The organism is Nakamurella sp. (genome assembly GCF_044224575.1).
GTDB lineage: Bacteria > Actinomycetota > Actinomycetes > Mycobacteriales > Nakamurellaceae > Nakamurella.
This window is the reverse complement of record NZ_JBGAKE010000009.1, coordinates 16457-39688: the sequence shown is the minus strand read 5'-3', so window position 1 is coordinate 39688 and position 23232 is coordinate 16457. Positions and strand designations below refer to the sequence as shown.

Genomic DNA, 23232 nt, shown 5'->3' with positions numbered 1-23232 from the left:
GGGGCCAGCACGCGGATCGGCCCCGCTGGAGCCAACTCTCGTCGGGCCGCAGCCGGCAACGGAAGGGGAGAAGGTCCTGGCGGGCCGGGCGGTCACGCAGGGACTCATCCATCGAGGCGGGCGCGGCGAACCGGAAGGTCGAGCCGTCGGCCGAGTTCGGTGAAGTCGATGCCGAACAACTCCCGGACCCGACACCCTCGGGCCGGATGAGGAAGACACCGTGGTCGGTGTAGACCCGCGTCACGCAACCCAGTCCGGTGAGTGGGTCGGTGATGACCGGGACCGTGCCGGCGTTGATCAGATCCGGGCCGATCTCGACCTCATTGCGCCTCGGGACCCATGTTGAGCATGCCGTTCTCGGTGTGCAGGACGACCCCGAGCCGGCCGGCAGGTAGTTGGGCACTTGGCGCGGGAACGAGCAGAGAACTTGCGTACCCGCCGTTCGCGGATCAGCGCGGCCAGGCCCCGGTCGCCGTTGCCCGCGTTGTTGCTGACCACCACCAGATCGCCGGCACCGCACTCGACCAGGGCCTCGATGAGGTCGGCAGTCGGGTCGGCGGGGCGGCGCTCGATCAGTGCCAGACCGGAATGATCAGGTACAGCCCGAACAGGACCACCGCGCCGGCCGCTGCCAGGCACGCCCAGCCGGCGATGCTCGCCCACCACACCCGGGCCGGTGTGGCCGGTCCTCGGGCTGCCACCGTCAGGGCGACGACTCCGGCCGTCACGACGCCGACCACGACCAGGGTCACCGCCACGGTGGTCACGGCGACCAGGGCCAGCGACTCCCAGTCGATCTTCACGGTCAACCACCCGTCAGGTGCTCGTCGAATCCACGGGTTCAGTGGATCGCGCCGGAATCGGCGACAGCCGGACGTCGGCGGAGTCGTTGACCGTGCTGCTGGACACCGGCGCCCGCCGGGAGACCGCGTAGATCCCAAGCCCGCCGACGATCAACGCGGTCAGCACGATGAAGACACCGAGCGCGCCGGACAGCGCCACCGCGGCGGCCAGCGCACCCATGACCGCCGCCGCGGGCAGCGTGAGCAGCCAGCCGTAGACGATCCGACGGGCAGTCGACCAGCGCACCGGGGCCAGCCGGTGACCGATGCCTGCACCCAGGATCGAACCCGAGCAGACCTGGGTGGTGGACAGCCCGAATCCGAGATGAGAGGAAGCCAGAATGGCGGCGGCCGAGGCTGTTTCCGACGCGAAGCCCTGCGGTGCCCGGATGTCGACGATTCCCCGGCCCATTGTCCGCATGATCCGCCAGCCGCCGGAATAGGTGCCCAGGCCGATCGCCAGGCCGGCGCTGGCGATCACCCATAACTGCGGCGCGGACCCCGACTCCTGATAACCGGCGGTGATCAGCACGAGGGTGATCACGCCCATGGTCTTTTGTCCGTCGCTGGTGCCGTGCGACAGCGCCACCAGGGACGCCGAGACGGTCTGCGCCCGTCTGAACCAGTTCGTCGCCGGCCCGAAATTGTCGGGTCGAACGAGGCGATAGACGAGTGCGGTCGCTAATCCGGCGGCGACGCCGGCAATAACCGGCGCGGCAAGCGCCGGCAGCAGGATCTTGGAGACCACCACCGGAAAGTTCACCCCGGAGATTCCGGCACCGACCAGCACGGCGCCGATCAGCCCGCCGAACAAGGCATGCGAGGAGCTCGAGGGCAGCCCGAACAGCCAGGTCACCAGGTTCCACAGGATGGCCGCCGCCAGGCCGGCGAAGACCATCGTAGGCGTCACCAGGGCGTCGTCGACGATGCCGCCGGAAATGGTCTTGGCGACCGCGGTGGACAGGAAGGCCCCGGCGACGTTCAGTACCGCGGCGATCAGCACCGCCACTCGTGGCCGGAGCGCTCCGGTCGCCACCGAGGTGGCCATCGCATTGGCGCTGTCGTGGAATCCATTGGTGAAATCGAAGAACAGCGCCGTGATGACGACCAGCGCAACCAGCACCATCGTTGTTGTCATAGCCCGGGCAGCACCGCCTTTCGGGGTTGCCACCGACAGTAGGGACCGCGAATTGTCCGCATCCAGGGCCGAAGGTCCTGGTGGATCCGACCGCGGGCCACCACCGTGCGGGACCGGCTCGGGAGACAGATCGGGACCGACGGCCCTGTCGGTGCGCAGCACCGGAGAGCGACGATGAGGGCAGGCCCGGCCGCCGGGGCCGGGTTGTCGTGCCCCAGCGCGGGGCACCGCGGGGAGGCGTCCGCGCTGGGCCGGTGGAAGGGACGGTCGACATGACTGACGCAATCAACCAGATCCGTTCGGAAGACACCGCCCTGCGCCAGGTCGCGCTGGGCCGCCTCAAGAAACAATCGGACTTCTGGTTGCACCTGATGATTTACCTGATGGTGAACGGATTCCTGATCATCATCTGGGCGATGGCGGGAATGCCATTCTTCTGGCCCATTTTCCCGATCTTCGGCTGGGGCATCGGAGTCGCGGCCAATGCGTGGGATGCATTCCTGCGTCGCGAGCCGACGGAGTCCGAGCTGCAACGCGAGATCGCCCGATTGCGCGCGATGAACGCCACCGGCTGACCGGCGCCGGTCAACCTCGCGGCCGTCCACACAACCTCGCCGAGAAGAGCCCTGGCACGAGCAGGTTCGCGACAGAGGCATCCCGTGAGGCGAGCGGTGGGACGTCGAAGACCGTCTCGACGGTCGCCAGTACGGAGGTGGTGTCGTGCGACGTGCGTCCACGGCGAAGTCGCGGGTGAGCAATGGCGAGACCACGAGGGCCGGGAACCGGGTGCCCGGACCCCACCGGTCGGAGATGCCGCGGCGGCCGGCCGGCGGGGCGATGTGGTCAAACTGCCCGCCGAACTCGTCGTAGGTGACGATCACCAGGGTCGAGGCTGCCTGGGGGCCGTGCTCGATCGCCGACAACAGGTCGACGAGATGGTCGCTGCCCTGGTGCTCGCTGGCGCAACCGGGATGCTCGTTCTCGGCGCCGATCGGTTTGACGAAACTGACCGGCCGCAATGTGCCCGCCTTGGCCGCGCCGATGAACTCGACCTCGTCGCGCAGGTGCAGTGTGCGCGCTGCGGTGCCCGGTGCATAGTTGGCGTAGTAGTTGAACGGCTGATGGTGGTACTGGAACAACGCGTCCGGGCAGTTCGGGTAGCCGGCGCCCACGGCGGTGGCGGAATCGGTGCAGGTATCGGGCGTATCTCCGTTGGTCCAGCCCGGACCGGCGACATCTCCGTTCGCGTTCGACCAACCGCCCGAATACCACGCCCAATCGACGTACGCCGCGGACAGCCGGTCGCTAGCACTGTGTACGGCACTGCGGAACACCTCGGATCAGGGGCTCCGGACGGGCGGGGAGTAGGTCCATGCCCCGTCGGCCAGCGGCCGGTACGGGCTGGCATCCACCCGGACCAGGAAGGGAGTCCAGCCCGGGCCGGCCCGACTCGTGCCGGACGGGCGGGCCGCGTCAGCCATCCGATCGGCCAGGATGAGTTCGAGTTGCCGTTGCGGTGAAACCGATCCCGGGTGGGTCAGTTGTTGTCGAACTGCGACGGCCAGCGCGACCGCGCTGACCGTGGCCGGATCGGACGGCCCGTCCTGCACCTCGCGTCCGGCCCGGTGCGTACGATCGGCCGGCCGCGGCCACCTCGTCGGTCGTCGACGGACCGCTCGCCGGGACCACCCTCCCGGCCACCGGAACCGGGAGGCGGTCCCCGGCGCCGGCCGGGCGACCACGTCCGGCAATTCGTCGAACCCCACCATCACGAGTGTGGTTGTCATGCGAACTCCTTCGTCACCAACGGCCGGCCCGGACCGTGGCCGGCCCAGTCGGGCACCCGTCCGACCCCCGGTCGTGGCCGGTGCCGTCCGATCAGTTCCGTTGCGTACTCGATCGTTCGTCGGACCGGACGTTGGCCGGGCGGTTGCCACGGGCGCCGCGGCCGGCTGAAACCAGCGTGGCCGGTCCGGCTGTCGATGCATCGGGCCGAAGGTCCCCGAATGGGCCGACCAGTGGTCGGATCCGTCACCGATCGATTTCCCGTTGTCCGGCCGGGGGAGTAGCCACCCTCAGGGACCAAATGCCCTGGCCGGGGTGACCCGGCCGGCCGGACAATTCGGTCATGTCCAGCACTGTTCTGATTCGGCAGCGGGCCGCGTCCTTTGCGGCGACCCGGACGACGACACTGCCTGTCGCCGAGCTTGCGGAGTGGTTGGGGCTGACCTATCGCCGTATCGCCGACCACCTCGCCAGTGTCGGGCGCCGTCCGTCCGGGCCGCCGTTCGCCCGCTACCACCGGCATGACGACGGCCGGTTCGATGTCACGGCCGGGTTTCCGGTGGACGACAGGTTCGCCGGGAACGGCGATATCGTTGTCGAATGGATCCCGGGTGGCCGGGTCGCGGTGGTGCAGCATCGCGGCGGTGACGAGGCGATGGTCGCGGAGTACCGCAGGTTGGCGGAATGGCTGATGTCCCACCATGCGATCGCCTCGAGCGGTCCGTACGAGGTGTACCGCAAGGGACCCGGCGACGTCCCGGATCCGGCGGCTCAATTGACGGACATCGTGCAGCCGTTCCGCCTCGACGCGCCGCACGCTCGCCCGAAAGGGCCTTGACCGGCGACCGCCGACCCGGCCGACACGGCGACGGATCCGGGATGGCGCCACCGCAGGCATCGCGACGGTGGTGGATCGACCGGTTGCGGGTGACCGTGATCGGCGCGGTGATCGCCGTGCACGCCGCCACCGCCTACGTCGTGCCGATCTCCTGGTACTACGAGGAGCGGACGACCTCGGACGTGACCCCGACGCTGCTCGGCCGGCCGGTCGAACTGCTGGCCGCGTTCGGGCTGTCCCCGCTGTTCCTCGTGGCGGGGTTCTTGGCGGCCGGCTCCCTGGCCCGGACCGGCCCGGCTGCGTATGCGGTGACGCGCTTGCTGCGGCTCGGGGTGCCGGCGGTGGTGTACGTGCTCATCCTCGACCCACTGGTGCGCTGGATGGCTGCCGGCGCGGAAGGTCATGACCGGTCGTTGCTGGCCGAACTGACCGATCTGGGCAACGGTCGGGGATTCGGGCCGCTGTGGTTTGTCGTTGCCCTGCTGGGGTTTTCCCTGCTGTACGCCGGATGGCGATGGCTCCGCCCGGTCCCTCCGATGCGGGCGGAGTTGATCGGCGTCCGGCCGCTGCTGCTCGTCGCGGCGGCGATCGCGGTGGTCGACCTGCTGACCTGGCCTGGGCTGCCCGGCACCGTCGACCGCTACTTCGACTTCGGATGGCCCCACTGGCAACAGGCGGCCGGTGTCTTCGTACTGGGCGTGCTGGCCGGCGAACGGGGCTGGTTCGACCGGATGCCCGCGGCGCTGGTCCGGTCCTGCGGCCACCTGGCCCTGCTGATGTTCGCCGGACTGGCTGTCCTGGCCGCCGCGAGCATCCCCGGCGAGGCCGGGCCGCTCGCGAACGGTCGGTGGCCGGGCGTGGTCATGGCGCTGCTCGACGGCGGCACCGCCGTCGTGCTGATGATCTGGCTCGTCGACGTTCTGCAGCGCCGCTGGTCGGCCCATCCGTCGGCCGTCGCCATGCGGGCCGCCCGTGGCTCCTATGCCGCCTACGTGTTCCATCCGATCGTTCTCGTCGCTCTGTCCATCGTCTTGCGCACCGTCGGCTGGGCCCCGGAGATGAAGGGTCTCCTCGTCGCCGTCATCGGGGTGCCGGTGGCCTTCGTCGTCGGCTTCCTGGTGACCCGTCTGCCGACCGTACGCAACGTCCTCTGATCGGTTCCGCCGGAAGCGGGCGGGTGCCGGAGCCACGCCACATCCCGGCCGACCGAGGGCCGGTGCGCTCGAGCCGGGGGCGCCGGCGGCGATCGACGAGCGATCTGCTGCGGGCGGCGCCGCGGCCGGATGGCGGGTACCGGTACGCACTCGGAGGCGCGGGGGACGGCCGGTCCCAGGACCGAGTCACGGTCGGCGTCACCCTCCGGCCGGGGTCGACGCCACTCGCTGAGGCCGACGACCACGGTCATCCACCCGAGCAGGCCGGCCGGCCCACTCAGCAGCCCGACGAGCACGCTCGCGATGACCACCGCGATTGCTCCGGCAACCACCGCCAGCCGGCTCTGGCGGGCGGCGCGGGACAGTAGATGTGCTCCCCAGCCGAAACCCGCCGCAGCAATCAGATACACGCCCGCCGTGCTCGGATCCACGGGTGCTCACCGGCCGATCGGCCCGTTCGCCGCCGGCAGGTCGGGGTTCACACCGGCCCAGGCGATGTCGGCGAGCGTGCCCTCGACCACTGGCGCGCCGGCAGGCTCGGTCAGCCGGCTACCGATGGCGTGTGCGGCGGTGCGTTCTCGGGTCATCGTCGATCCTTGGCAGGTGCTCGGCTCGAGCTATCCCGGGCGAGGGCGACCCGGTGCTGTCGACTCCTTCCACCTCACTTCTGAATCATGCTGATCGGTAGAGACTTTGGGCCTGCGACCCGGTCGTTGCGGGTGAGGCGGTCAACGCCCGGCGGGAAGGGCGCGGCAAACGCGGGGCATCGAACCGTCGGGACCTCGGCCCCTACCGGGTCGGCGGCGCCGCTGCAAGCATGGCCGGAAGGAGGCGACCGACATGGCCGATATCGTGCGCTCCCCGGCGAGTTCCTCGTCGTCGGTACCCGGCCCACCGGCCGTGCTGCGCTGGACCGCCCTGTGTGCCACGGCGGAGTCCGTGGGCATGGCCGCATCGGCGGCCGCGGCCAGGCTTGCCGGCGCCACCGTCGGCGATGGCCCGACGACGGCGCCCGCGGCACTGGCCGCTCTGGCCATCATCGTCACCGGCGGTCTCATCGAGGGCACCGCGCTGGGCGTCGCCCAGGCCAGTGGCCTCGCCGCCTGGCTACCCGGCCGGCGATCCAACTGGATCATGGTGACCGTGATCTTCGCCGGGGTCGGCTGGGCCGCGGCCTCGGCCCCGGCGGTCCTGCTCCCGGACGACGGCGCAGGCGAGCCGACCCCGTTCCTGCTCACGGTCACGGCGGCCGGGCTGGGCCTGCTGATGGGCGCGGTGCTGGGCGCCGGGCAGTCGCTCGTGCTGCGCGGCCGGGTGCCGCACCCGTGGCGATGGAGCGGGGCCAGCGCCCTGGGCTGGGCGGTCGCGATGCCGATCATCTTCGTCGGCGCTTCGCTGCCCGGACCGCAGTGGCCACTGGCGGTCGTGATCACCACCGGAGCGCTGACCGGCCTGGTCGCCGGTGCGACCCTCGGGGTGATCAGCGGATTGCTGTTGCCCTTCCTCGTAGATGGTCGGGTCAGGGCGCGGCCGGCTCCGGGAGCGAAGTGAGCGTGATCATCGCGATATCGAACTCGCGGGCGGCCTCGGACAGGTCCTCGTGGGTCGGCTGCGCGCCGGGCTGGATCTCGAGACCGAGGCGTCGCTTCACCCCGGCGACACCGAACCGCGCCAGGATCTCGGCGACGATGTCGGCCACCGGATCCGGATCCTCATCGAGTTTCGCGTGCATCCGGAATCGCCGGCCGAAGCGAGTCACTTCGACGTCGCCGCCGCCGCGCAGGTTGCGACGCCAGCGATGCTGGGTGACGACCAGCAGGCGGTCGCCCAGATCGACGAATCCCACCGGTATGTCGTAGCGGCGCCCGGTTCGGCGGCCGATCACGTGGAGCATCAGGACCGAGTCGTCCAGCCAGCGGTGCAGCGGCGACCGCAGGCCGACCTGGACGGCCGGGTTCAGCACAGTGATCAGACGTTGCGGCGGAACGGTGCGGTGAATGGTCGAGGTCATCACATCTCCTTCGCTCCAACTGGTTCGACCCGGAATCGGCGGCCCGCGACCGATCAAGGCCCGATCAGCCGGTGACCGTGATCCGGATCCCCGGGCGGGTGGCCCGCCACCGCTCCTGCAGCAGCATGACGGTCGGTGTCGTCGCCAGCCAGACGACCGGCACGACGTAAAGGAGGTAGCTCAGCCAGCCCTGCGGGGCAACCGGCCCGGTCGGGTCGATCAGTGAGAGAGTGAGCACGGCGCAACATCCGGCAGCAGCGGCCGACAGCCAACCCAGCCACGGCGGGAACACTCGCTCCCGCAGCGAGACGACCGCGACGGCCGCATACATCACCGCGATCGGCAGATTGGCCACCGTCAACATCACGTAACCCAGATCGACCGTCATGGCGGCGGTGGTGGCGTCGATCCAGCCGCGATCCGGCAGAGTCAGGGCGAGCTGAGGGCACAGCGCCAGCATTGTCATCCCGTAACCGACCATGCCGGCCGTGAAGGCCACCATCGTGACCTGGCCCCGATGCGGCTCGCCGCGGATCATGAAAGTACGCAGGCTGCCCAGGAACCACATGAAGAAGGCGCCGCCGAGCAGGAACAACAGCGCTTGCCAGAGGACTGCCGTCCGATCGGCCACCAGGAAAGCGGGTATGTCCTGCGGCGTGCTCGGCCATGGCCGCTCCAGGGCCGCGGCACCAATGCCGCACAGCAGGGACAGATAACCGGTTGAGATCGAAAAGTTCCTGATCAGTGTGGATGTCATCGTCGTCACCTTGTCGCGAAGCCGGTCCGCACCGCGGCTGTCGCCGACCTACATCGCATCCGCCCAGGACCGTGCCTCGACCGTAGCCATGACCCGGTGGTATCCCCAGAGGCAAAGGTCCCATGGCGCCGACCGTCCCGGCTCCACCCCCGGCCGGTGCCCACGGGCAGGCGGGAAGCACCCGAATCGGGACTTTCGGCCGTTCCCGCTCCCTCGGCACCGGATCAGGCTGAATGGATACGCCAGGCGAAGGAGCCGACGATGAAGGCTCGAGAAGTCATGTCCTATCCGGTGATCACGGTGACCCCGATGACGACGGCCGTGGACGCGGCGAGGCTGCTGTACTCGCACCGTTTCACCGCGCTACCGGTGGTCGAGGACGACCGACTCGTCGGCATCGTCACCGAGGCGGACCTGATCGACGACTCCGGCCGGCCCGATGCGTCGCCGCTGCTCGTGCGGGACGTGATGTCCACCCCGGTGGAGTCACTGACCCCGGCCGCGGACCTTGCCGCCATCGCCCGGATCATGCTCGCCGTCCGGATCCGGTGCCTACCGGTGGTGGACGGCCTTCGCGTTGTCGGCGTCGTCACGAGACGAGACCTGCTGCGCGCCGGCCTCTCACATACCGACCAGGGCCTGGCCGATGAGATCGGCCGGCAACTGGCCGAGCTGGACACGCCGAACCGTTGGCGAGTGTCGGTGGAGGCCGGGGTGGCCGACATCGAGGACTACGGCAACGATCGACGGATGCGGGATCGGGCCGCGCAACTGGCCTCGGAGGTGCCCGGAGTCGTGCAGGTGCATGCCCGGCATCAGACCCCCGATCCCTTCTGACCGGCATCCGAAGATCGAATCCGGGCCGCGCTGACCGTTCGACGGGTCGAGCCTTGCATCGACCGAGTTCCCAGGAGGTGTTGACCGTGTCCGAGCCAGATCTGGTGCCGGAGCATGAGACGGCGACCGGAGTCCGCCGCGTCCGCCGAAGCCGGAAGGACCGGGTGTTCGGGGGGGTCTGCGGCGGTCTCGGACGCTACCTGGACGTCGATCCGGTCCTGCTTCGCGTTGCCGCTGTGGCGCTGGCCCTCTCCGGTGGGTTGGGCGTGCTGGCCTACCTCATCGCCTGGATCGTCATTCCCGAAGAGGCCGGGCCCGAATCCGACGCCCCGGCGCCCGCGGTCAACCGGCACGGCGTGGCGCTGGTCGTGGGCACCTCGTTGGTTGCCCTGGGCGCGCTGTTGCTGGTCCAGCAGGTGGTCCCGTGGTTCAGCAGCGCGATCTTCTGGCCGGTCGTCATCGTCGCGATCGGTGTCGCGGTCGTGTTCTCGGCCCGGCGGTGACCGATGAGCACCAACGTGGAGAGCGGCTGGACGGCACCGGAACAGGCCGGCGACGTCGGTGGTCCACGGTTCGACCGGATCGTGATCGGGTTGCTGCTCAGCGCGGTCGGTGTGGGCTGGTTGCTCGACCTGGCGGGCGTGTCCGTGCCCTGGCGGATGTTCCCGGCCGGTGCTTTGGTCCTGATCGGTGGCGCGCTGCTGGCGACGCTGATCGGCGGGCGCGGGCGGGGAGTGTTGATCGCGCTGGGGATCGTGGCGACCCTGCTGGGGGTGGCCATCGGGGTCGGCGCCGACCGATACCAGGGACCGGTCGGCGACCACCTCGTCGCCCCGACGTCGGCCGACTGGCCGGTCCAGGAGCACATCAGTGCCGGCACCCTGACCGTCGATCTGACCCGTCATCCACTGCCCGACACGGGCCGGCTGGAGGCGGATGTCGGGGCCGGCCGGATCGTCGTCCTGGTGCCGCCGGAACGGAATCCGAGCATCAAGGCATCCGCCACCGCCGGTTCGATCACGGTGGACGGCGTCAAGGTGGACGACGGTGTCGACCTGCAATGGTCCGGGCCCGGCGAGCGCGCGGACGCCGTCGAGCTGGTGCTGCACGCCGGGCTGGGGGACATCGAGGTGCGTCATGAGTAGAGCCCAGGGCGGCGCCGCGGCCGCAGGCTTCGGTCTCACCTTCTTGCTCACCGGGATCGCATTGCTGCTGCAGGAGATGGGCTTGCTGGCGGTGCGTTGGTCGCTGGTGCTCCCCCTGATCGTCCTCGGCGTCGGCCTGGTGGTGGTCGTCTCCGGTCTGGTCGGCGCGCACCGGTCGGCGCGATGAACGCCGGTCGACGGGGTGGAGGACCGGAGGACTGTCGACCCCTCGATTGCCCACCACCAAAAGGCGGTGCACGCGCCTTCCGGGACGGTCTGCTCACCGCCCGGGAGCCTGCACCCGCCGTGGAACCGGTCGAGCACCCAGGTCGGCACCGGTGATCCGCCACCACGATGGATCGTCGGAGCCTCCGCTCGGGTCAGGTGCTCCATGTACGACATCGTCGCGCCACGATCCCGCCAGGACGTGATAGCGGATGGAACCACGAACGGACACCAACGACAGGACCCGCCAGAGTGCTCGGGCGTACCGTTCGGCCTGCTGCGCTCCGTCCCATTGGTAGACCCCCCGGTACCGGCCGAACTCATCGGCGGCGAGCCACCATTTGGCCACGAATCCGGGGAATCCGACGAACAGTGGGGTGTTCACGATGCTCGTCCACCGGAACACGTCGTGCCCCCGGCCGCGCGCCCACCGCAGTCGGAAGCCGACGACCAGCACGCACGGATCCTCGGTCGGGGCGCGGACGGCGATGGTCTCCCGGTAGACGGGGGCGGATGTGCCGTCCGCGAAGTGGAACCAGGTGCCCACCCAGGCGCGGGGCATTCGCAGCCGCCCCCGCAGCACCATCCCGCCGGTCACCGCAACGCAGCGGGTCACCGAGGCGACCGCGACCCGAACCGGCGCCGGATACTGCTGCCGGGTCACTGATCTCGTCGACGTGCCGGGACCGGCGGCGCGTGGATCGGCCGGGCCCGCACTCATGACCGACGGGTGGTGGCCAGCTGCCTGCCCCACTCCGCCGCGCGCTGGAGTTCGCCGTCCAGAAGGGGACCCTCGGTGTCGGCGACCAGGAAGCTCTGGGCGTGATCGGCCTTGGCGTACCCATGGCGGCCGGCGACCTTGCCCGCCTTCTTCGCCGCGGAACCGGGCAGGTGCTTGACCCGGCCGGCCTTGGTGTCGAACGTCGCCACCGTCTGGGGGTGGCGGCCGACCGGCAGGGCGTCGAGCCATTCCCGGATGCCGATGGCTTCCGATCCGTTGGGAGCTCCGCGATGGTGCGCCTCGGCGCGGGTCGCCGGCCTGCTCATCGAGAAGGCGTGGGTGGGTCCACCCGCCACGATCAACGACACGTCGACGCCCGGCTCCGCGGGGGCGCTGGCGACCTCGACCACCTCGACGGTGTCGGTCTCGGCGATGCCCTCCGCGATCGCTCGGGCGACCTGCTCGGTGTTGCCCCACATCGATTCGTAGACCACCAGTGCCCGCATGACAATCCTCCTGGTTCGTTGGTTGGGTCCTTCTCCGGGGGTGGGCCATCCGGTCGGCCGCGCCGTCCCAGTGGGCCGGCCGTCAGCCGGCCCGCGTGGCCGCACACAGAGCGGCTGGTTCCGGGTCGGCGATGCCCCCGATCAGCTCCGCCCACGCCATGAGACTGCGGTCGGGCAGGAACTCGGCGGCCCGGTCGGCGGCGCCGCGGCCGATGGACTCGGCCAGCCGCGGGTCCTGGACCAGCCGCCGGATCAGCCGGCCGAATCCGGCCAGGTCGTACGGGTCCGGCAGCAGCAGACCGGATTCCCGGTCCCGGATCTGGTCGCGGATACCGCCGATGGCGCTGGCGACCACCGGCCGACCCTTCCACATGGCTTCCAGCACTGTCAGCCCGAATCCCTCGGCCAGACTCTTCTGGGCGACCACCGTTGCCTGCCGTTGCAGGGCATTGACCAGAGCCGCATTCTCCTCGACGTCGGTGACGGGCAGGCAGGCCAGGTGGATGCGTTCGCGTTGGTCCGGCGGCAGGTGGTGCCAGATATCCACGCACCGTTGGAATTCGGCGGCACCTTCGGGATCATCGGACACGCCGCTGACCATCGGGCCGGCCAGAACCAGATGCGCCGGCGTGCGCGGGGCGACGTGCTCGGCGAAACCGATCATCACGCCGGGCATGTCCTTGAGCCGGTCCCACCGGGACACCTGCACGACCAGCGGCTGGTCCGGTGCGGGCGGTGGCCCCGACTGCACGACCTCGGCCCGCCGACGAACGCGACCCAGGGAACCGTCGCGCCGACGGTAGGCCGCGGCGGCGCCGCTGCCCGGCTGCAGCAGTCCGGCCTGGGCCAGCATGGCCCGGGCGCTGTCCATGGGCAGCGGGCTGTTCTTGGCCGACAGCGGATCCAGCGTGGGGGTGATGATGCGGGTCCGCTCGACGGGAATCGTCGGCGGCCGGAACGCCGCGCGGGAGAACACGAATCGATCGACCTCGGCCAGGTACGGCCGCAGGAAGCGCCAGGCCCGGCGGCTGGTGCCGTTGCTCCGGTCGATTCCGATGTGACAGCGCCACACCGTCCGGATCCCGCGGCCGGCCAGCAATGGCGCCAGCCCCAGCGTCTGCGGGTCGTGCAGCACCACGATGTCGTCGGAGCCGAGCTCAGGCAGTAGATCGTGACCCGCATCGGCCAGCACCCGCTCGTAGACCAGGCGTTCGGCGTGGTCGAGCGGGCCGGCGTCGCCGGGGTGGCCGTGCAGGTGATTGTGCAGCCGCTTGGTGACCCGGAAGAACTCCGGCCCACCGCCCACCACCGCCCATCGGGTGCCGATGCCGAAGCCACGGGCGTATCCGAGCAGGGTCGGCAGCATCTCGGCGACGCCACCACCGGTCGCCGTCGCGTTGACGTGGACGACGGCGCGCCCGTCGAGGATGGTCCGGGCGGTGGCGGCGGTGCGGCGCAGCCCGATCAGGCGGTCGTCGCGGATGGTACCGGTGAGTTCCACCGGGTCGAGTGCGGAGAAGGGTGGCCAGATGATCATGACGGCACCGGCCGGCCACGGAGGGCGGTGACGAGGCTGACGATCATCGCGATCGCGGTCCCGGCCATGGCGACGACGAGCAGGACGCGGACCGCCGTCGCCCAGGCACTCGGCTCGGCGCCGAAGTCGAAGGGGAACACCTGCCAGAGCCGGACGATGGCGACGACACCGACGATTTCGGTGACCAGGTCACCGAGGCCCTTGACCCGCGGGTCGTCGCGGAACAGGTAGACCGCGTTGGCCAGGATGCCCACCAGCATCGAGGCGTTGATCCACGGCAGCACGTCCACCATGTCCGCGGTCAGGAAGGGCAGGGTCGACCAGCCGGGGGTCACGTTGATCAGAAACAGCAGCACTGAATTGATCCCGACGGCGACGGCGTAGCCGGCCCGCCGCGCGCCGACGCTCACCGGTCGACGACCGGTCGTGGTGCTGGCCATCGCTGCACCCGCTTTCCGCCATGTCGGAAGGGGCCCGGGATGGGCCCGGAGGGTTCCTACGATCAGCAAACCCGCCAGCAGGGTGCGGGACCAGGGACCTATGACCCGAAGGTCTCGTGCCCTTTCCGGACACGTCCCGAGCCGGGCCAGCAGCCGGTCCGGCCGCCGACCCGGCCGCCGGTCGGACCCGTTGCCCCACTGTGGCTTCGGAGACAACGGTGTCGGGCGCGGCGAGTGGCGACGCCGGCCCGCGCCGACAGGACGAGCGTCGGACCTCGCCCGGTCAGTCGGCCCCGGAGAACGCGGCGTCGAAGGCGGCGGCCGGCGGGTCGAAGGCGAGCGATCGGACGAACGCCAGCGCCTCCGGGGCACCCACCAGCCGGTCCATGCCCGCGTCCTCCCACTCGACGGAGATCGGGCCGGCGTAGTCGATGGTGTTCAGCATGCGGAAGCAGTCCTCCCACGGAACGTCCCCGTGGCCGGTGCTGACGAAGTCCCAGCCCCGGCGGGGGTCGGCCCAGGCCAGGTGGGAGCCGAGGACGCCGCGCCGGCCGTTGCCGGTACGCAGCTTGGCGTCCTTGCAGTCCACGTGATAGATCCGGTCCCGGAAGTCCCACAGGAACATGACCGGATCCAGTCCCTGCCACACGAAATGGCTCGGATCCCAGTTGAGCCCGAAGGCGGGCCGGTGGTCGATCGCCGCCATCGTCCGCTCCGTCGTGTAGTAGTCGTAGGCGATCTCGCTCGGGTGGACCTCGTGGGCGAACCGCACCCCGACCTCGTCGAAGACGTCCAGGATCGGATTCCAGCGGTCGGCGAAATCGCGGTAGCCGGCGTCGATGAGTTCCTGCGAGGCGGGCGGAAACATCGCAACGTACTTCCAGACCGCCGACCCGGTGAAACCGATGACGGTGTCCACCCCGAGCCGGGCGGCGGCCCGCGCGGTCAGCGCCATCTCATCCGCCGCTCGCTGGCGCACCCCTTCCGGGTCACCGTCGCCCCACACCCGGCCGGACAGGATGTCCCGATGCCGGGCGTCGATCGGGTCGTCACAGACGGCCTGACCCGCGAGGTGGTTCGAGATGGCGTACACGGACAGCCCGTGCCGGTCCAGGATCTCCCGCCGGCCGGCCACGTAGTCGTCATCCTCGGCGGCCCGGGCGACATCCAGATGATCGCCCCAGCAGGCGATCTCCAGGCCCTGATAGCCCCAGTCGGCGGCCAGTCGGGCCACCTCCGCGAAGGGCAGGTCCGCCCACTGGCCGGTGAACAGGGTGATCGGTCGTGCCATCGTTTCTCGCTCCTTCGTCGCTCCTCAGCCCGCGGCCGGGATCGCCTGCCATCTGCTGTCGTGCGCCGCACTCTCCTGCACCGCGGCCAGAACTTCCTGCACGTGCAGGCCGTCGGCGAACGTCGGTCGGGCGGGTATGCCGGAGTCGATCGCCCGCACCAGGTCGATGACCTGGTGGGTGAAGCCGTGCTCGTAGCCGAGTCCATGGCCGGGCGGCCACCAGGACGACAGGTAGGGGTGGTCGGGCTCGGTGGTGAGGATGCGGGTGAACCCGGCCGCGGCCGGCGGCCGGCGGCCGTCGTAGTACTGCAGCACGTTCATGTCCTCGAAGTCGAATGCGATACTGCCCTCGCTGCCGCTGATCTCGAAACGCATCGCGTTCTTGCGGCCGAGCGCGAACCGGCTGGCCTCGAACGATGCGGTGGCCCCCGATTCGAGCCGCCCGAAGAACAGGGCGGCGTCGTCGACGGTGACCGGCCCGTACCCCGCGGACGCGTGACCGCCGATCGCCGATGCCCCGGGGTCCCGGGGGCCGGCCAGCGGCCGCTGGGTCACGAAGGTCTCGAGCAGGCCGGAGACACCGGTGAGCCGCTTCGTCGGCCAGCCAGTCCTGCAGGTACTGGGCGCGGACCTGCCGGACCGTGCCGACCGCACCGTCGGCCACCATCTCCCGGGCCAGCGCGACGGCCGGCGTGCGCCGGTAGGTGAAGCCGACCATCGCCTGCCGGCCCGGGGCGGCACCGGCCGCCTCGACCATGCGACGGGCCTGCTCGACCGTATTCGCGAGCGGCTTCTCGCACAGCACGTGCTTGCCGGCGGCCAGCGCCGCGACCGCGATGTCGGCGTGGGTGTCCCCCGGTGAGCAGATATCGACCAGGTCGATGTCGGGGTGTTGCACCACCCGCCGCCAATCCGTGTCGCTCGCGGCCCAGCCGAGCCGATCGGCGGCGGCCCGCACCCCGTCCGCGGATCGGCCGACCACCACCGCCATCTCCGGGCGCCGGGGCAGGTCGGCGACCCTGGCCGCGGTCCGCCAGGCCTGGGAGTGGGCCGCCCCCATGAAGGCGTATCCGATCATGGCCACCCGTAGCGCGGGTGCGGACTCAACGGTCATCGCCGGCTCCCCGAATCACCCTCGCCGGTCAGGACTCGAACGCGGTCGGCAGGAACTGGTCGACGTTCTCCTTGGTGACCACCGGCGCATACAGCACGATCTCCCGGGGCACCGCAACCTCGACCAGATCGCCCAGCGCCTCGTCCTGCACGACGAGTCGGGCCAGCCGGATGCCGTCGGCGGCCTGGGTGGAGGGGTAGATGACGGTCGCCTTCAGAACCGTGTCGTCAGCCTGGATGTCCCGCATGACGTTGGCCGAGCCGGCCCCGCCGACCATGACGAACTCGCTCCGGCCCGCGTTGTTGATGGCGGCCATCACGCCGACCCCTTGATCGTCGTCGTGGTTCCACAACGCGTCGATCTTGGGCGCCGCCTGCAGCAGGTTGGAGGCGGCGGCCTCACCGGACTCGACCGTGAATTCGGCCGCGACCCGGTTCGTCACCGACAGCCCGCAGTCGGCCAGCGCGTCGGAGAAGCCCTTGGAGCGGTCCTGGGTCAGCGGCAGCGAATCGATGCCGGCGATCTCGGCGACCACCGCGTCCGGCTTGCCCGACAACTGCTCGCAGATATACGTGCCGGCGGACACGCCCATGCCGTAGTTGTCGCCCAGGATCGTCGCGCGGGCGGCGAACGGGCTCGCGAACTCCCGGTCCACGTTGATCACCGGGATGCCGGCATTCATCGCCTTGATCGCGACGTCGGTCATCGCGGCGCCGTCGAACGGCAGCAGCACGATCGCGTCGACCTTGTCATTGATGAACGTTTCGACCTGGCTGATCTGCAGATTCACGTCGTTGGTGCCCTCGGCGACGATCAGGTCGACGTCGCCGAGCGCCTCCGCCTCGGCCACCGCCGACTTGGTGATCGACCCCATCCATCCGTGATCGGCGGCCGGGGCGGAGAAGCCGATCCGGATCTTCTCGCCGGTGGCGCTGCCGCCGGTCGCTCCGGACGATCCGGTGCCGCCGGCCACGGTGCCGGTGTTCGCCGCGCTCGAGTTCTCGGCGGGCGTCGTGCCCGAACTCGATGACGAGTTGGTGCAGGCGGTCAGGGCCAGGGCACCGACGGCAACGGCCGCCAGCGAGCGCAGGACGGGGCGGCGGCGACCGGTGGGTCGGGACGGCGATGGCATTGTCGGCTCCTTCGAGTGGGCGGGATGGTCCGGATGACGTGGCGGCCGCACGGGACCGCCGTCGGGCTCGCGGTGGGCGAGACCGGCGATGTCGCTGGTGCGGCCGGCTCAGCCGCCGCGCGACCGAGCGGCGATCCGTTGCTGCAGCAGGACCGCGACGACGATGATCACGCCCTTGGCGATCGCCTGGGCCGAGATCGACAGGTTGTTCAGGGTGAACACATTGGTCAGGGTCGTGAAGATCAGGACGCCGAAGATGGTCCCGACGATGGTGCCGCGCCCACCGGACAGGAGCGTGCCACCGATGACGACCGCCGCGATGGCGTCCAGTTCGTAGAGCGTGCCGTGGGTGGACGAGCCCGCCGTGGTGCGGGCCATGATCATCACGGCGGCGATGCCCGCGGCCAGTCCGACGAGCCCGTAGAGCAGCATCGTGTGCCGCTTCACCCGGATGCCGGCCAGCCGGGCGGCCTCCGGATTGCCGCCGACCGCGAAGGTGCGCCGCCCGAATGTGGTGCGGTTCAGCAGCACCCAGCCGGCTACCGCCACCAGCGCGAAGATCCACACCAGCACCGGGATACCCAGCAGATTGCCGGTGAACGTGTCGAGGAACCCGCGGACCCGGATGATCTGCGTCTGCCGGTTGGCCAGGATCTCGGCCAGGCCGCGGGCGGCCGCCAGCATCGCGAGAGTGGCGATGAACGGCACGATCTGGCCGTACGCGACCAGCACTCCGTTGATCAGCCCGGCCGCCGCGCCGACCAGCAGCGCGGTGCTGACCATGATGATCCAGTGCACGCCGGTGGCCAGCAGTTGGGTGCCGGTGGTGGTGGCCCACACCGAAGCCAGTCCGACCACCGCGCCCACCGACAGGTCGATCCCGCCGGCAGTGATGACGAACGTCATCCCGATCGACACCACGCCGATCACGGACGCCAGCCGCAGGATGGTCAACACGTTGTCGGCGCTGGCGAACCGGTCGCCGGCGGTGATCACGCCGACCGCACAGAGCAGCAGTAGAGCGATGACCAGTCCGAGATTGCGGGTGACGCCGGACGGCAGGGACCGCCGGCCCCCGGGACCGGTGACCGGCGCCGTGGGGGAGACCGCGGTGGCCCGCGCCGGCAGGCCGGGGTCCGGTGGCTCGGGCGTCGGCTGGCCGGTCATGCCGCCGTGCCTGCCATGATCAGATCCAGCACCCGGTTCTCGTCGATGCGGTCGGCATCGCCGTCGTACAGCACGCGACCCCCGCCGATCACCAGAATCCGATCCGCCAACCCCAGCACCTCCTCCACCTCGCTGGACACCACCACCACGGCCACCCCGGAATCCGCCAGCTGCCTGACGAGTGCGTAGATCTCGGTCCGGGCGCCGACATCGACCCCGCGCGTGGGTTCGTCGAGCAACAACACCCGGCAGTCGTGCAGCAGCCAGCGGGCCAGCAGCACCTTCTGCTGGTTGCCGCCGGACAGCGTGCGGACCGGCCGGTCGGGGTCGGCCGGGCGAACGTGCACGGTCGCCGCGACCTGCATCGCGGCGGACCGCTCCGGGGCCGGGCGGGTGAACCCGGCGGAGGCGAACCGGCGCAGGCTGGCGAGCGAGATGTTCTGGTAAACCGGCTGATCCAGCAGCAAGCCCTGGAACTTCCGCTCCTCCGGGCACAGTCCGACCCCCGAATCGACCGCTGCCCGCACCGATCCGTTCGGCAGGACCCGGCCGGCGACCGACACCTGCCCGCGATCGGCGCGCCGGGCTCCGAAGACCGTCTCCACGATCTCACTGCGCCCCGCCCCGACCAGACCGGCCAGTCCGATGATCTCGCCCGGCCGGACGTCGAAGTCGATGTCCGCGAACTCGCCTCGCCGGGTCAGCCCGCGTACCGACAGCAGCGGTTCGATGTCCGGCGCCGGTGTCTTGCGCAACCGGGGCGGGAAGACGTACTCGATGGACCGGCCGGTCATCAGGCGGATCAGTTCGGCCGTTGGGGTCCCGCGGGCGTCGAGACCGGACGCCACGCTGCGGCCGTCCTTCAGGACCGTGATCCGATCGCCGATGCGCCGGATCTCTTCCAGCCGATGGGAGATGTAGACGACGGCCACACCGGCCGCGGCCAGGTCGTCGACGATCTTGAAGAGGTTCTCCACCTCCTCGCCGTCGAGCACCGCGGAGGGCTCATCCATGACGATGAGCCGGGCCTCGCGCGACAAGGCTCGGGCGATCGAGACGATCTGCTTGCCGGCGGCGGACAGGGTGCCGACTTCCCGACTCGCCGATATCTCTTGATGACCCAGCCGTTCCAGCAGTTCTCGGGCCCGGCGCAGGGTCGCCGCGCGCTGCGAGAAGCCGGCCCTGGCCAGCTCATGGCCGAGAAAGATGTTCTCGCCCACGGTCAACCAGTCGACCAGGTCGAGCTCCTGGTAGATGGTGGCGATGCCCTGGCGTAGGGCGGCCACCGGGGAGGACAGCTGAACCGGTTGACCCGCCCAGAGCACCTCGCCGGCGTCGACCTGGTGCGCTCCGGCCATCACCTTGATCAGCGTCGACTTCCCGGCGCCGTTCTGACCGAGCAGGCAGTGCACCTCGCCGGCGCGAACCTGCAGGTCGACCCCGTCCAGCGCCCGGACCCCGGGGAAGGTTTTAACGATCCCCCGCATCTGGAGAAGGGGAGCAGTCGCGCGGTCGTCGTCGACCTGGGTCATACCGGGGACCGTAGTTGCACTTATGTTTGTTGGTCAAGCAAAAGCCGCGAACTGCGGATAACGAAGGGGTCACTGCTCCATGCATAAGGTTGTGGTTCACTGACGCAATGGCGACGCTGCGGTTCGGGGCGATGGCGTCCGGGGATCTGTTCCAGCTCCTGCGCGACGGCTCCGCGCGGACCCGCGCGGAACTGGCCGATCGCACCGGTCTGGCCCGCTCGACGATCACTGCCCGGGTCGACGAGTTGCTGGCCACCGGTCTGATCAGCGCCGCCGGTGAGGCGCGATCGTCCGGCGGTCGGCCGCCGACCCGGTTCGCCTTCGATCCGGACGCTCGCGTCGTGCTCGCCGCCGACCTGGGCGCGACCCACGCCACGCTGACGGTCACCAACCTGGACGCGATCCCGCTGGGCGAACGGACCGAGGCGCTCGCGATCGCCGACGGGCCGACGGCGGTCCTCGAGCACATCTGGACGGTGTGGTCGAGGATGCTGGCGGACGCGCGACGCGAGGTCGCCGATGTCGCCGGGGTCGGGGTCGGCGTGCCCGGCCCGGTGGAGTTCGCCACCGGCCGGCCCACCAGCCCGCCGATCATGCCCGGTTGGGACGGATTCGACATCCCCGGCTATCTGTCCCGCCACCTCACCGCCCCGGTGCTGGTCGACAACGACGTCAATGTGATGGCGCTCGGCGAGTTCGTCCATGCCTGGCGGGACACCGGCCATCTTCTGTTCGTCAAGGTGGCCACCGGTATCGGCGCGGGTCTGGTGTCGGACGGGCGACTCAACCGCGGGGCCCAGGGATCGGCGGGGGACCTGGGTCACGTCCGGGCGTTCGGCGGCTCGACCGCGGTCTGCACCTGCGGGAACATCGGCTGCCTGGAAGCCGTCGCCGCCGGCCCGGCGATCGCCGCGCGGTTGCGCTCCGCCGGCCTGCCGGCCGAATCGACCGCCGACGTCGTGCGGCTGGCTCGCGAGGGCAACATGCTCGCCGTCCAGGAGATCCGGCAGGCCGGTCGGGACATCGGCGCCGTCCTGGCCACCTGTGTGAACCTGCTGAACCCGTCCGTGGTGGTCATCGGCGGTTTGCTGGCCGAGGCCGGCGAGCACCTGCTGGCCGGTGCCCGGGAGATCGTCTACCACCGCTCGCCGCCCCTGTCCACCCAGCATCTGCTCATCACGACCAGTCACACCGGTGCCCGAGCCGGCGTGCGCGGGGCCAGCGCGATGGTGATCGAGAGCGTGCTGGCGCCGGACGCGGTCGATCGACTGGTTCGCCGGTCCCTCGGCGAACAGATCGAGCCCACTCGGACCGAGAGCGCCTGACTATCAGCTTGTTTCGGTCGGTGACGACCGGAGCGCGGTCCGTATGGCGGGCCAGCCGGCCGCCGACGTCGCCCGGCCCAACGGCGCCGCCATCCGTGGAGCGCCCGCCGGAGCCATGACTCGTCCCGGGCACGGGCCGTTGACGGCCGCTCCGCTCGCGGCCGGCCTCGATCACCGTGATCAGCGGCCGGTGAATTCCGTCGGGGCCACCGCAACCCGTCCGTGCCGCTTCCCTTTGGGGCAGAGTTCATCCCCTTGCTGCGAATCGCCGATCGGGGTGCGGATACTCGAATCATGAGGGCACACGAACGGCTCGGTACGGCGCCTGATCACCGCGCCGACCGCGACGCCGGTCGGCCGACCTCGGCCGTGTTGCGGCTGCAGCGGTCGGCCGGCAACGCCGCCGTGGCCGGTGCGCTGCAGCGCGCGTCCAGAACCGATGTGGCGAGCCGGGACGCCGCGGGTGCTGCCGGCCCGTCGCCCGTCGAGAGCTTGGCCGCCAAGGCCGGCAGCCCCTCCGGTCTGCGAGCGATGCTGGCGGCGAACCCGGGTTTGGCCCACCAGGTCGTCGCCTGGTTCGCCGCCGGGCACGTCGACGAGGCGCTGAACGCGATGCTGGGCCAGGCGTTCTCACCGGCGACCGCCGGGCAGCAGCAGGCTCCGTCCGGGGGTCAATCCGGAACCGGGACGTCGGCTGAGCCGGGTTCGGCCGACGGTGGTGCTCCCGAGAAGGCGCCGAAGGATCCGACCCTGCCATTGCCGCCCGCCCTGACCGGGACCAAGACCCTGCTCAAGGGTGACCTGACCTGGAGCCTGGCGCCGGCCAACCATCAGAGCGCGCGGATCGACCTCGACTTCAAGCCGGACGCGACCAAGGTTGACGCGAAAACGGTCAGCTACGGCCAGACGGTGATCAACAAGATCGGCTCCGATCTGGCCTATGCGGGTGGGTCGGAGGCCGACCCGGCCCGCAACAAGGCCAAGTTCCAGCCGTTCGAAGATCCGACCTCAAAGCATCGGATCGATCACCTCGTCGACTCCGAGAACGACCCGTTCTATGGCGCGGAGTGGAACCAGACGACCAAGTCGTGGGCCAACGAGTCGCCCGGTCGGGTCGTCGGCGCGTCGTCGACGAAGACAGGGGTGTCCACATCGGCGACCATGGACGACACCCCGGAGGCGCCGTCGCCCCGAACCGGCAAGGGCGACTCGGAATTGTCGTTCGAATCAGTGCCGATGGTGCTCGAGACGCGCGAGCCGTTGGGCGCGATCCTGTGGGGCTTCAAGATCGAGGACAAGGAGAACGCGCCGATCGTGCTCACCGGCGCCAAGGATGCCGATGTGACCGACACGCCCTCGGCGGCCTGGGGCGCCACGATGGATCAGTACTACGCCGGCAAGTACGCCGAGATCCTCGACGACTTCGACATCGGCAAGTCCGATCTCAAGGACGCCCACAAGACCCAGTTGGACAGCGTGGTCACCAAGCTGCAGGGCAACGCCGCGCTGCGCGCGCAGCTCGGGGGAGCGGCGGACCTGACCGGCAGCGCGAAGCTGAACATGGCGCTCAGTCTCAAGCGGGCCGAGAACGCCCGGGACTACCTGGTCTCCAAGGGCATCGACGCCGCCCGCCTGGAGGTGCAGAGCTACGGCGCCGACTGGGCCCGGGTCGAGACCAGCACCGGCGCGAGCGAGAGCAAGAACCGTCGCGTCCAGGTGTGGGTGCACTGACCCG

At 70.3% G+C, this 23232-nt stretch carries 24 protein-coding genes and 2 pseudogenes; 10 read left to right on the top strand and 16 right to left on the bottom strand.

The features are described 5' to 3' along the window. Nucleotides 1–572 precede the first annotated feature (572 nt). Together ACILSK_RS12105 and ACILSK_RS12100 are read right to left on the bottom strand one after the other, a co-directional pair. A complete protein-coding gene (locus tag ACILSK_RS12105) occupies nucleotides 573–803 on the bottom strand; it encodes a hypothetical protein (protein ID WP_395727413.1) in 231 nt (76 codons plus the stop codon). Nucleotides 804–816: 13 nt separating this feature from the next. Beyond that, entirely contained in the window at nucleotides 817–1980 is a 1164-nt protein-coding gene (locus ACILSK_RS12100; protein ID WP_395727412.1) for an anion permease, read from the bottom strand. Between the two features lie 272 nt (nucleotides 1981–2252). Between ACILSK_RS12100 and ACILSK_RS12095 the strand changes: the two genes are divergently transcribed. Next, nucleotides 2253–2555, top strand: a complete 303-nt coding sequence (locus tag ACILSK_RS12095; protein ID WP_395727411.1) for a 2TM domain-containing protein — start codon at nucleotides 2253–2255, stop codon at nucleotides 2553–2555. A 240-nt stretch (nucleotides 2556–2795) separates the two neighbouring features. Here the strand turns inward: ACILSK_RS12095 and ACILSK_RS12090 are convergent. Then, a pseudogene (locus tag ACILSK_RS12090) lies at nucleotides 2796–3314 on the bottom strand (alkaline phosphatase family protein); the annotation flags it as partial. 6 nt (nucleotides 3315–3320) lie between these two features. Beyond that, complete coding sequence (locus ACILSK_RS12085; RefSeq protein ID WP_395727410.1) at nucleotides 3321–3767, bottom strand: hypothetical protein; 447 nt, start codon at nucleotides 3765–3767, stop codon at nucleotides 3321–3323. Nucleotides 3768–4108: 341 nt separating this feature from the next. Here ACILSK_RS12085 and ACILSK_RS12080 point away from each other — a divergent pair, with 341 nt between their 5' ends. Together ACILSK_RS12080 and ACILSK_RS12075 are read left to right on the top strand one after the other, a co-directional pair. Further along, nucleotides 4109–4603 (top strand): GyrI-like domain-containing protein, encoded by a 495-nt coding sequence (locus tag ACILSK_RS12080; protein ID WP_395727409.1) that lies wholly within the window; start codon nucleotides 4109–4111, stop codon nucleotides 4601–4603. 41 nt (nucleotides 4604–4644) lie between these two features. Then, complete coding sequence (locus ACILSK_RS12075; protein ID WP_395727408.1) at nucleotides 4645–5757, top strand: acyltransferase family protein; 1113 nt, start codon at nucleotides 4645–4647, stop codon at nucleotides 5755–5757. Nucleotides 5758–6194: 437 nt separating this feature from the next. Here ACILSK_RS12075 and ACILSK_RS12070 read toward each other — a convergent pair whose 3' ends face one another. Further along, on the bottom strand, nucleotides 6195–6344 hold the full coding sequence (locus ACILSK_RS12070) for a hypothetical protein (protein ID WP_395727407.1): 150 nt from the start codon (nucleotides 6342–6344) through the stop codon (nucleotides 6195–6197). A 253-nt stretch (nucleotides 6345–6597) separates the two neighbouring features. On the opposite strand from ACILSK_RS12070, the gene ACILSK_RS12065 reads away from it, so the two are divergent. Next, entirely contained in the window at nucleotides 6598–7308 is a 711-nt protein-coding gene (locus ACILSK_RS12065) for a hypothetical protein (protein ID WP_395727406.1), read from the top strand. Here the strand turns inward: ACILSK_RS12065 and ACILSK_RS12060 are convergent. After that, nucleotides 7277–7768: a nitroreductase/quinone reductase family protein gene (locus tag ACILSK_RS12060; RefSeq protein WP_395727405.1), complete on the bottom strand. Its 492-nt coding sequence runs from the start codon at nucleotides 7766–7768 to the stop codon at nucleotides 7277–7279. The genes ACILSK_RS12065 and ACILSK_RS12060 overlap by 32 nt on opposite strands. Before the next feature lie 64 nt (nucleotides 7769–7832). Further along, the gene (locus ACILSK_RS12055; RefSeq protein ID WP_395727404.1) at nucleotides 7833–8525 is read right to left on the bottom strand and encodes a hypothetical protein; all 693 of its coding nucleotides are present in this window, start codon (nucleotides 8523–8525) and stop codon (nucleotides 7833–7835) included. Between the two features lie 261 nt (nucleotides 8526–8786). Here ACILSK_RS12055 and ACILSK_RS12050 point away from each other — a divergent pair, with 261 nt between their 5' ends. The 4 genes from ACILSK_RS12050 (at nucleotide 8787) to ACILSK_RS12035 (ending at nucleotide 10694) form a co-directional block, all read left to right on the top strand. Then, nucleotides 8787–9362 carry a CBS domain-containing protein gene (locus ACILSK_RS12050; protein WP_395727403.1) on the top strand — a complete coding sequence of 192 codons (576 nt, stop codon included), beginning with the start codon at nucleotides 8787–8789 and terminating at the stop codon, nucleotides 9360–9362. An 86-nt stretch (nucleotides 9363–9448) separates the two neighbouring features. Then, a complete protein-coding gene (locus ACILSK_RS12045) occupies nucleotides 9449–9865 on the top strand; it encodes a PspC domain-containing protein (RefSeq protein ID WP_395727402.1) in 417 nt (138 codons plus the stop codon). A gap of 3 nt (nucleotides 9866–9868) precedes the next feature. After that, the gene (locus ACILSK_RS12040; protein WP_395727401.1) at nucleotides 9869–10507 is read left to right on the top strand and encodes a hypothetical protein; all 639 of its coding nucleotides are present in this window, start codon (nucleotides 9869–9871) and stop codon (nucleotides 10505–10507) included. Further along, nucleotides 10500–10694 carry a hypothetical protein gene (locus ACILSK_RS12035; RefSeq protein ID WP_395727400.1) on the top strand — a complete coding sequence of 65 codons (195 nt, stop codon included), beginning with the start codon at nucleotides 10500–10502 and terminating at the stop codon, nucleotides 10692–10694. The genes ACILSK_RS12040 and ACILSK_RS12035 overlap by 8 nt, the downstream gene beginning before the upstream one ends. A 93-nt stretch (nucleotides 10695–10787) precedes the next feature. Here the strand turns inward: ACILSK_RS12035 and ACILSK_RS12030 are convergent, their stop codons facing one another. The 9 genes and pseudogenes from ACILSK_RS12030 to ACILSK_RS11990 all read right to left on the bottom strand — a co-directional run bounded on the left by ACILSK_RS12030 (nucleotide 10788) and on the right by ACILSK_RS11990 (nucleotide 20172). Next, entirely contained in the window at nucleotides 10788–11453 is a 666-nt protein-coding gene (locus ACILSK_RS12030; protein ID WP_395727399.1) for a hypothetical protein, read from the bottom strand. Next, a complete protein-coding gene (locus tag ACILSK_RS12025) occupies nucleotides 11450–11959 on the bottom strand; it encodes a flavodoxin family protein (protein WP_395727398.1) in 510 nt (169 codons plus the stop codon). The genes ACILSK_RS12030 and ACILSK_RS12025 overlap by 4 nt, the downstream gene beginning before the upstream one ends. Before the next feature lie 82 nt (nucleotides 11960–12041). Further along, nucleotides 12042–13496: a glycosyltransferase gene (locus ACILSK_RS12020; protein WP_395727397.1), complete on the bottom strand. Its 1455-nt coding sequence runs from the start codon at nucleotides 13494–13496 to the stop codon at nucleotides 12042–12044. Continuing rightward, complete coding sequence (locus ACILSK_RS12015; protein WP_395727396.1) at nucleotides 13493–13936, bottom strand: hypothetical protein; 444 nt, start codon at nucleotides 13934–13936, stop codon at nucleotides 13493–13495. The genes ACILSK_RS12020 and ACILSK_RS12015 overlap by 4 nt, the downstream gene beginning before the upstream one ends. A gap of 283 nt (nucleotides 13937–14219) precedes the next feature. Beyond that, nucleotides 14220–15227, bottom strand: coding sequence for a sugar phosphate isomerase/epimerase family protein (locus ACILSK_RS12010; RefSeq protein WP_395727395.1), 1008 nt, complete (start codon nucleotides 15225–15227; stop codon nucleotides 14220–14222). A 24-nt stretch (nucleotides 15228–15251) separates the two neighbouring features. Next, a pseudogene (locus ACILSK_RS12005) lies at nucleotides 15252–16341 on the bottom strand (Gfo/Idh/MocA family protein). Between the two features lie 28 nt (nucleotides 16342–16369). Beyond that, nucleotides 16370–17473 carry a substrate-binding domain-containing protein gene (locus tag ACILSK_RS12000; protein WP_395727394.1) on the bottom strand — a complete coding sequence of 368 codons (1104 nt, stop codon included), beginning with the start codon at nucleotides 17471–17473 and terminating at the stop codon, nucleotides 16370–16372. 108 nt (nucleotides 17474–17581) lie between these two features. Then, nucleotides 17582–18640, bottom strand: a complete 1059-nt coding sequence (locus ACILSK_RS11995; protein ID WP_395727393.1) for an ABC transporter permease — start codon at nucleotides 18638–18640, stop codon at nucleotides 17582–17584. Then, the gene (locus ACILSK_RS11990) at nucleotides 18637–20172 is read right to left on the bottom strand and encodes a sugar ABC transporter ATP-binding protein (protein WP_395727392.1); all 1536 of its coding nucleotides are present in this window, start codon (nucleotides 20170–20172) and stop codon (nucleotides 18637–18639) included. Before ACILSK_RS11990 ends, ACILSK_RS11995 begins: the two co-directional genes overlap by 4 nt. Nucleotides 20173–20279: 107 nt before the next feature. On the opposite strand from ACILSK_RS11990, the gene ACILSK_RS11985 reads away from it, so the two are divergent. Next, the gene (locus tag ACILSK_RS11985) at nucleotides 20280–21497 is read left to right on the top strand and encodes an ROK family protein (RefSeq protein WP_395727391.1); all 1218 of its coding nucleotides are present in this window, start codon (nucleotides 20280–20282) and stop codon (nucleotides 21495–21497) included. Between the two features lie 294 nt (nucleotides 21498–21791). Then, nucleotides 21792–23228, top strand: coding sequence for an OmpA family protein (locus ACILSK_RS11980; protein ID WP_395727390.1), 1437 nt, complete (start codon nucleotides 21792–21794; stop codon nucleotides 23226–23228). Nucleotides 23229–23232: the final 4 nt, after the last annotated feature.

Bases quoted from the DNA above. Each gene is read 5' to 3' on its own strand.
- ACILSK_RS12100 (WP_395727412.1), bottom strand. From the start codon at position 1,980: ATGACAACAACGATGGTGCTGGTTGCGCTGGTCGTCATCACGGCGCTG.
- ACILSK_RS12095 (WP_395727411.1), top strand. From the start codon at position 2,253: ATGACTGACGCAATCAACCAGATCCGTTCGGAAGACACCGCCCTGCGC.
- ACILSK_RS12085 (WP_395727410.1), bottom strand. From the start codon at position 3,767: ATGACAACCACACTCGTGATGGTGGGGTTCGACGAATTGCCGGACGTG.
- ACILSK_RS12080 (WP_395727409.1), top strand. From the start codon at position 4,109: ATGTCCAGCACTGTTCTGATTCGGCAGCGGGCCGCGTCCTTTGCGGCG.
- ACILSK_RS12075 (WP_395727408.1), top strand. From the start codon at position 4,645: ATGGCGCCACCGCAGGCATCGCGACGGTGGTGGATCGACCGGTTGCGG.
- ACILSK_RS12070 (WP_395727407.1), bottom strand. From the start codon at position 6,344: ATGACCCGAGAACGCACCGCCGCACACGCCATCGGTAGCCGGCTGACC.
- ACILSK_RS12065 (WP_395727406.1), top strand. From the start codon at position 6,598: ATGGCCGATATCGTGCGCTCCCCGGCGAGTTCCTCGTCGTCGGTACCC.
- ACILSK_RS12060 (WP_395727405.1), bottom strand. From the start codon at position 7,768: ATGACCTCGACCATTCACCGCACCGTTCCGCCGCAACGTCTGATCACT.
- ACILSK_RS12055 (WP_395727404.1), bottom strand. From the start codon at position 8,525: ATGACATCCACACTGATCAGGAACTTTTCGATCTCAACCGGTTATCTG.
- ACILSK_RS12050 (WP_395727403.1), top strand. From the start codon at position 8,787: ATGAAGGCTCGAGAAGTCATGTCCTATCCGGTGATCACGGTGACCCCG.
- ACILSK_RS12040 (WP_395727401.1), top strand. From the start codon at position 9,869: ATGAGCACCAACGTGGAGAGCGGCTGGACGGCACCGGAACAGGCCGGC.
- ACILSK_RS12035 (WP_395727400.1), top strand. From the start codon at position 10,500: ATGAGTAGAGCCCAGGGCGGCGCCGCGGCCGCAGGCTTCGGTCTCACC.
- ACILSK_RS12030 (WP_395727399.1), bottom strand. From the start codon at position 11,453: ATGAGTGCGGGCCCGGCCGATCCACGCGCCGCCGGTCCCGGCACGTCG.
- ACILSK_RS12025 (WP_395727398.1), bottom strand. From the start codon at position 11,959: ATGCGGGCACTGGTGGTCTACGAATCGATGTGGGGCAACACCGAGCAG.
- ACILSK_RS12020 (WP_395727397.1), bottom strand. From the start codon at position 13,496: ATGATCATCTGGCCACCCTTCTCCGCACTCGACCCGGTGGAACTCACC.
- ACILSK_RS12015 (WP_395727396.1), bottom strand. From the start codon at position 13,936: ATGGCCAGCACCACGACCGGTCGTCGACCGGTGAGCGTCGGCGCGCGG.
- ACILSK_RS12010 (WP_395727395.1), bottom strand. From the start codon at position 15,227: ATGGCACGACCGATCACCCTGTTCACCGGCCAGTGGGCGGACCTGCCC.
- ACILSK_RS12000 (WP_395727394.1), bottom strand. From the start codon at position 17,473: ATGCCATCGCCGTCCCGACCCACCGGTCGCCGCCGCCCCGTCCTGCGC.
- ACILSK_RS11995 (WP_395727393.1), bottom strand. From the start codon at position 18,640: ATGACCGGCCAGCCGACGCCCGAGCCACCGGACCCCGGCCTGCCGGCG.
- ACILSK_RS11990 (WP_395727392.1), bottom strand. From the start codon at position 20,172: ATGACCCAGGTCGACGACGACCGCGCGACTGCTCCCCTTCTCCAGATG.
- ACILSK_RS11985 (WP_395727391.1), top strand. From the start codon at position 20,280: ATGGCGACGCTGCGGTTCGGGGCGATGGCGTCCGGGGATCTGTTCCAG.
- ACILSK_RS11980 (WP_395727390.1), top strand. From the start codon at position 21,792: ATGAGGGCACACGAACGGCTCGGTACGGCGCCTGATCACCGCGCCGAC.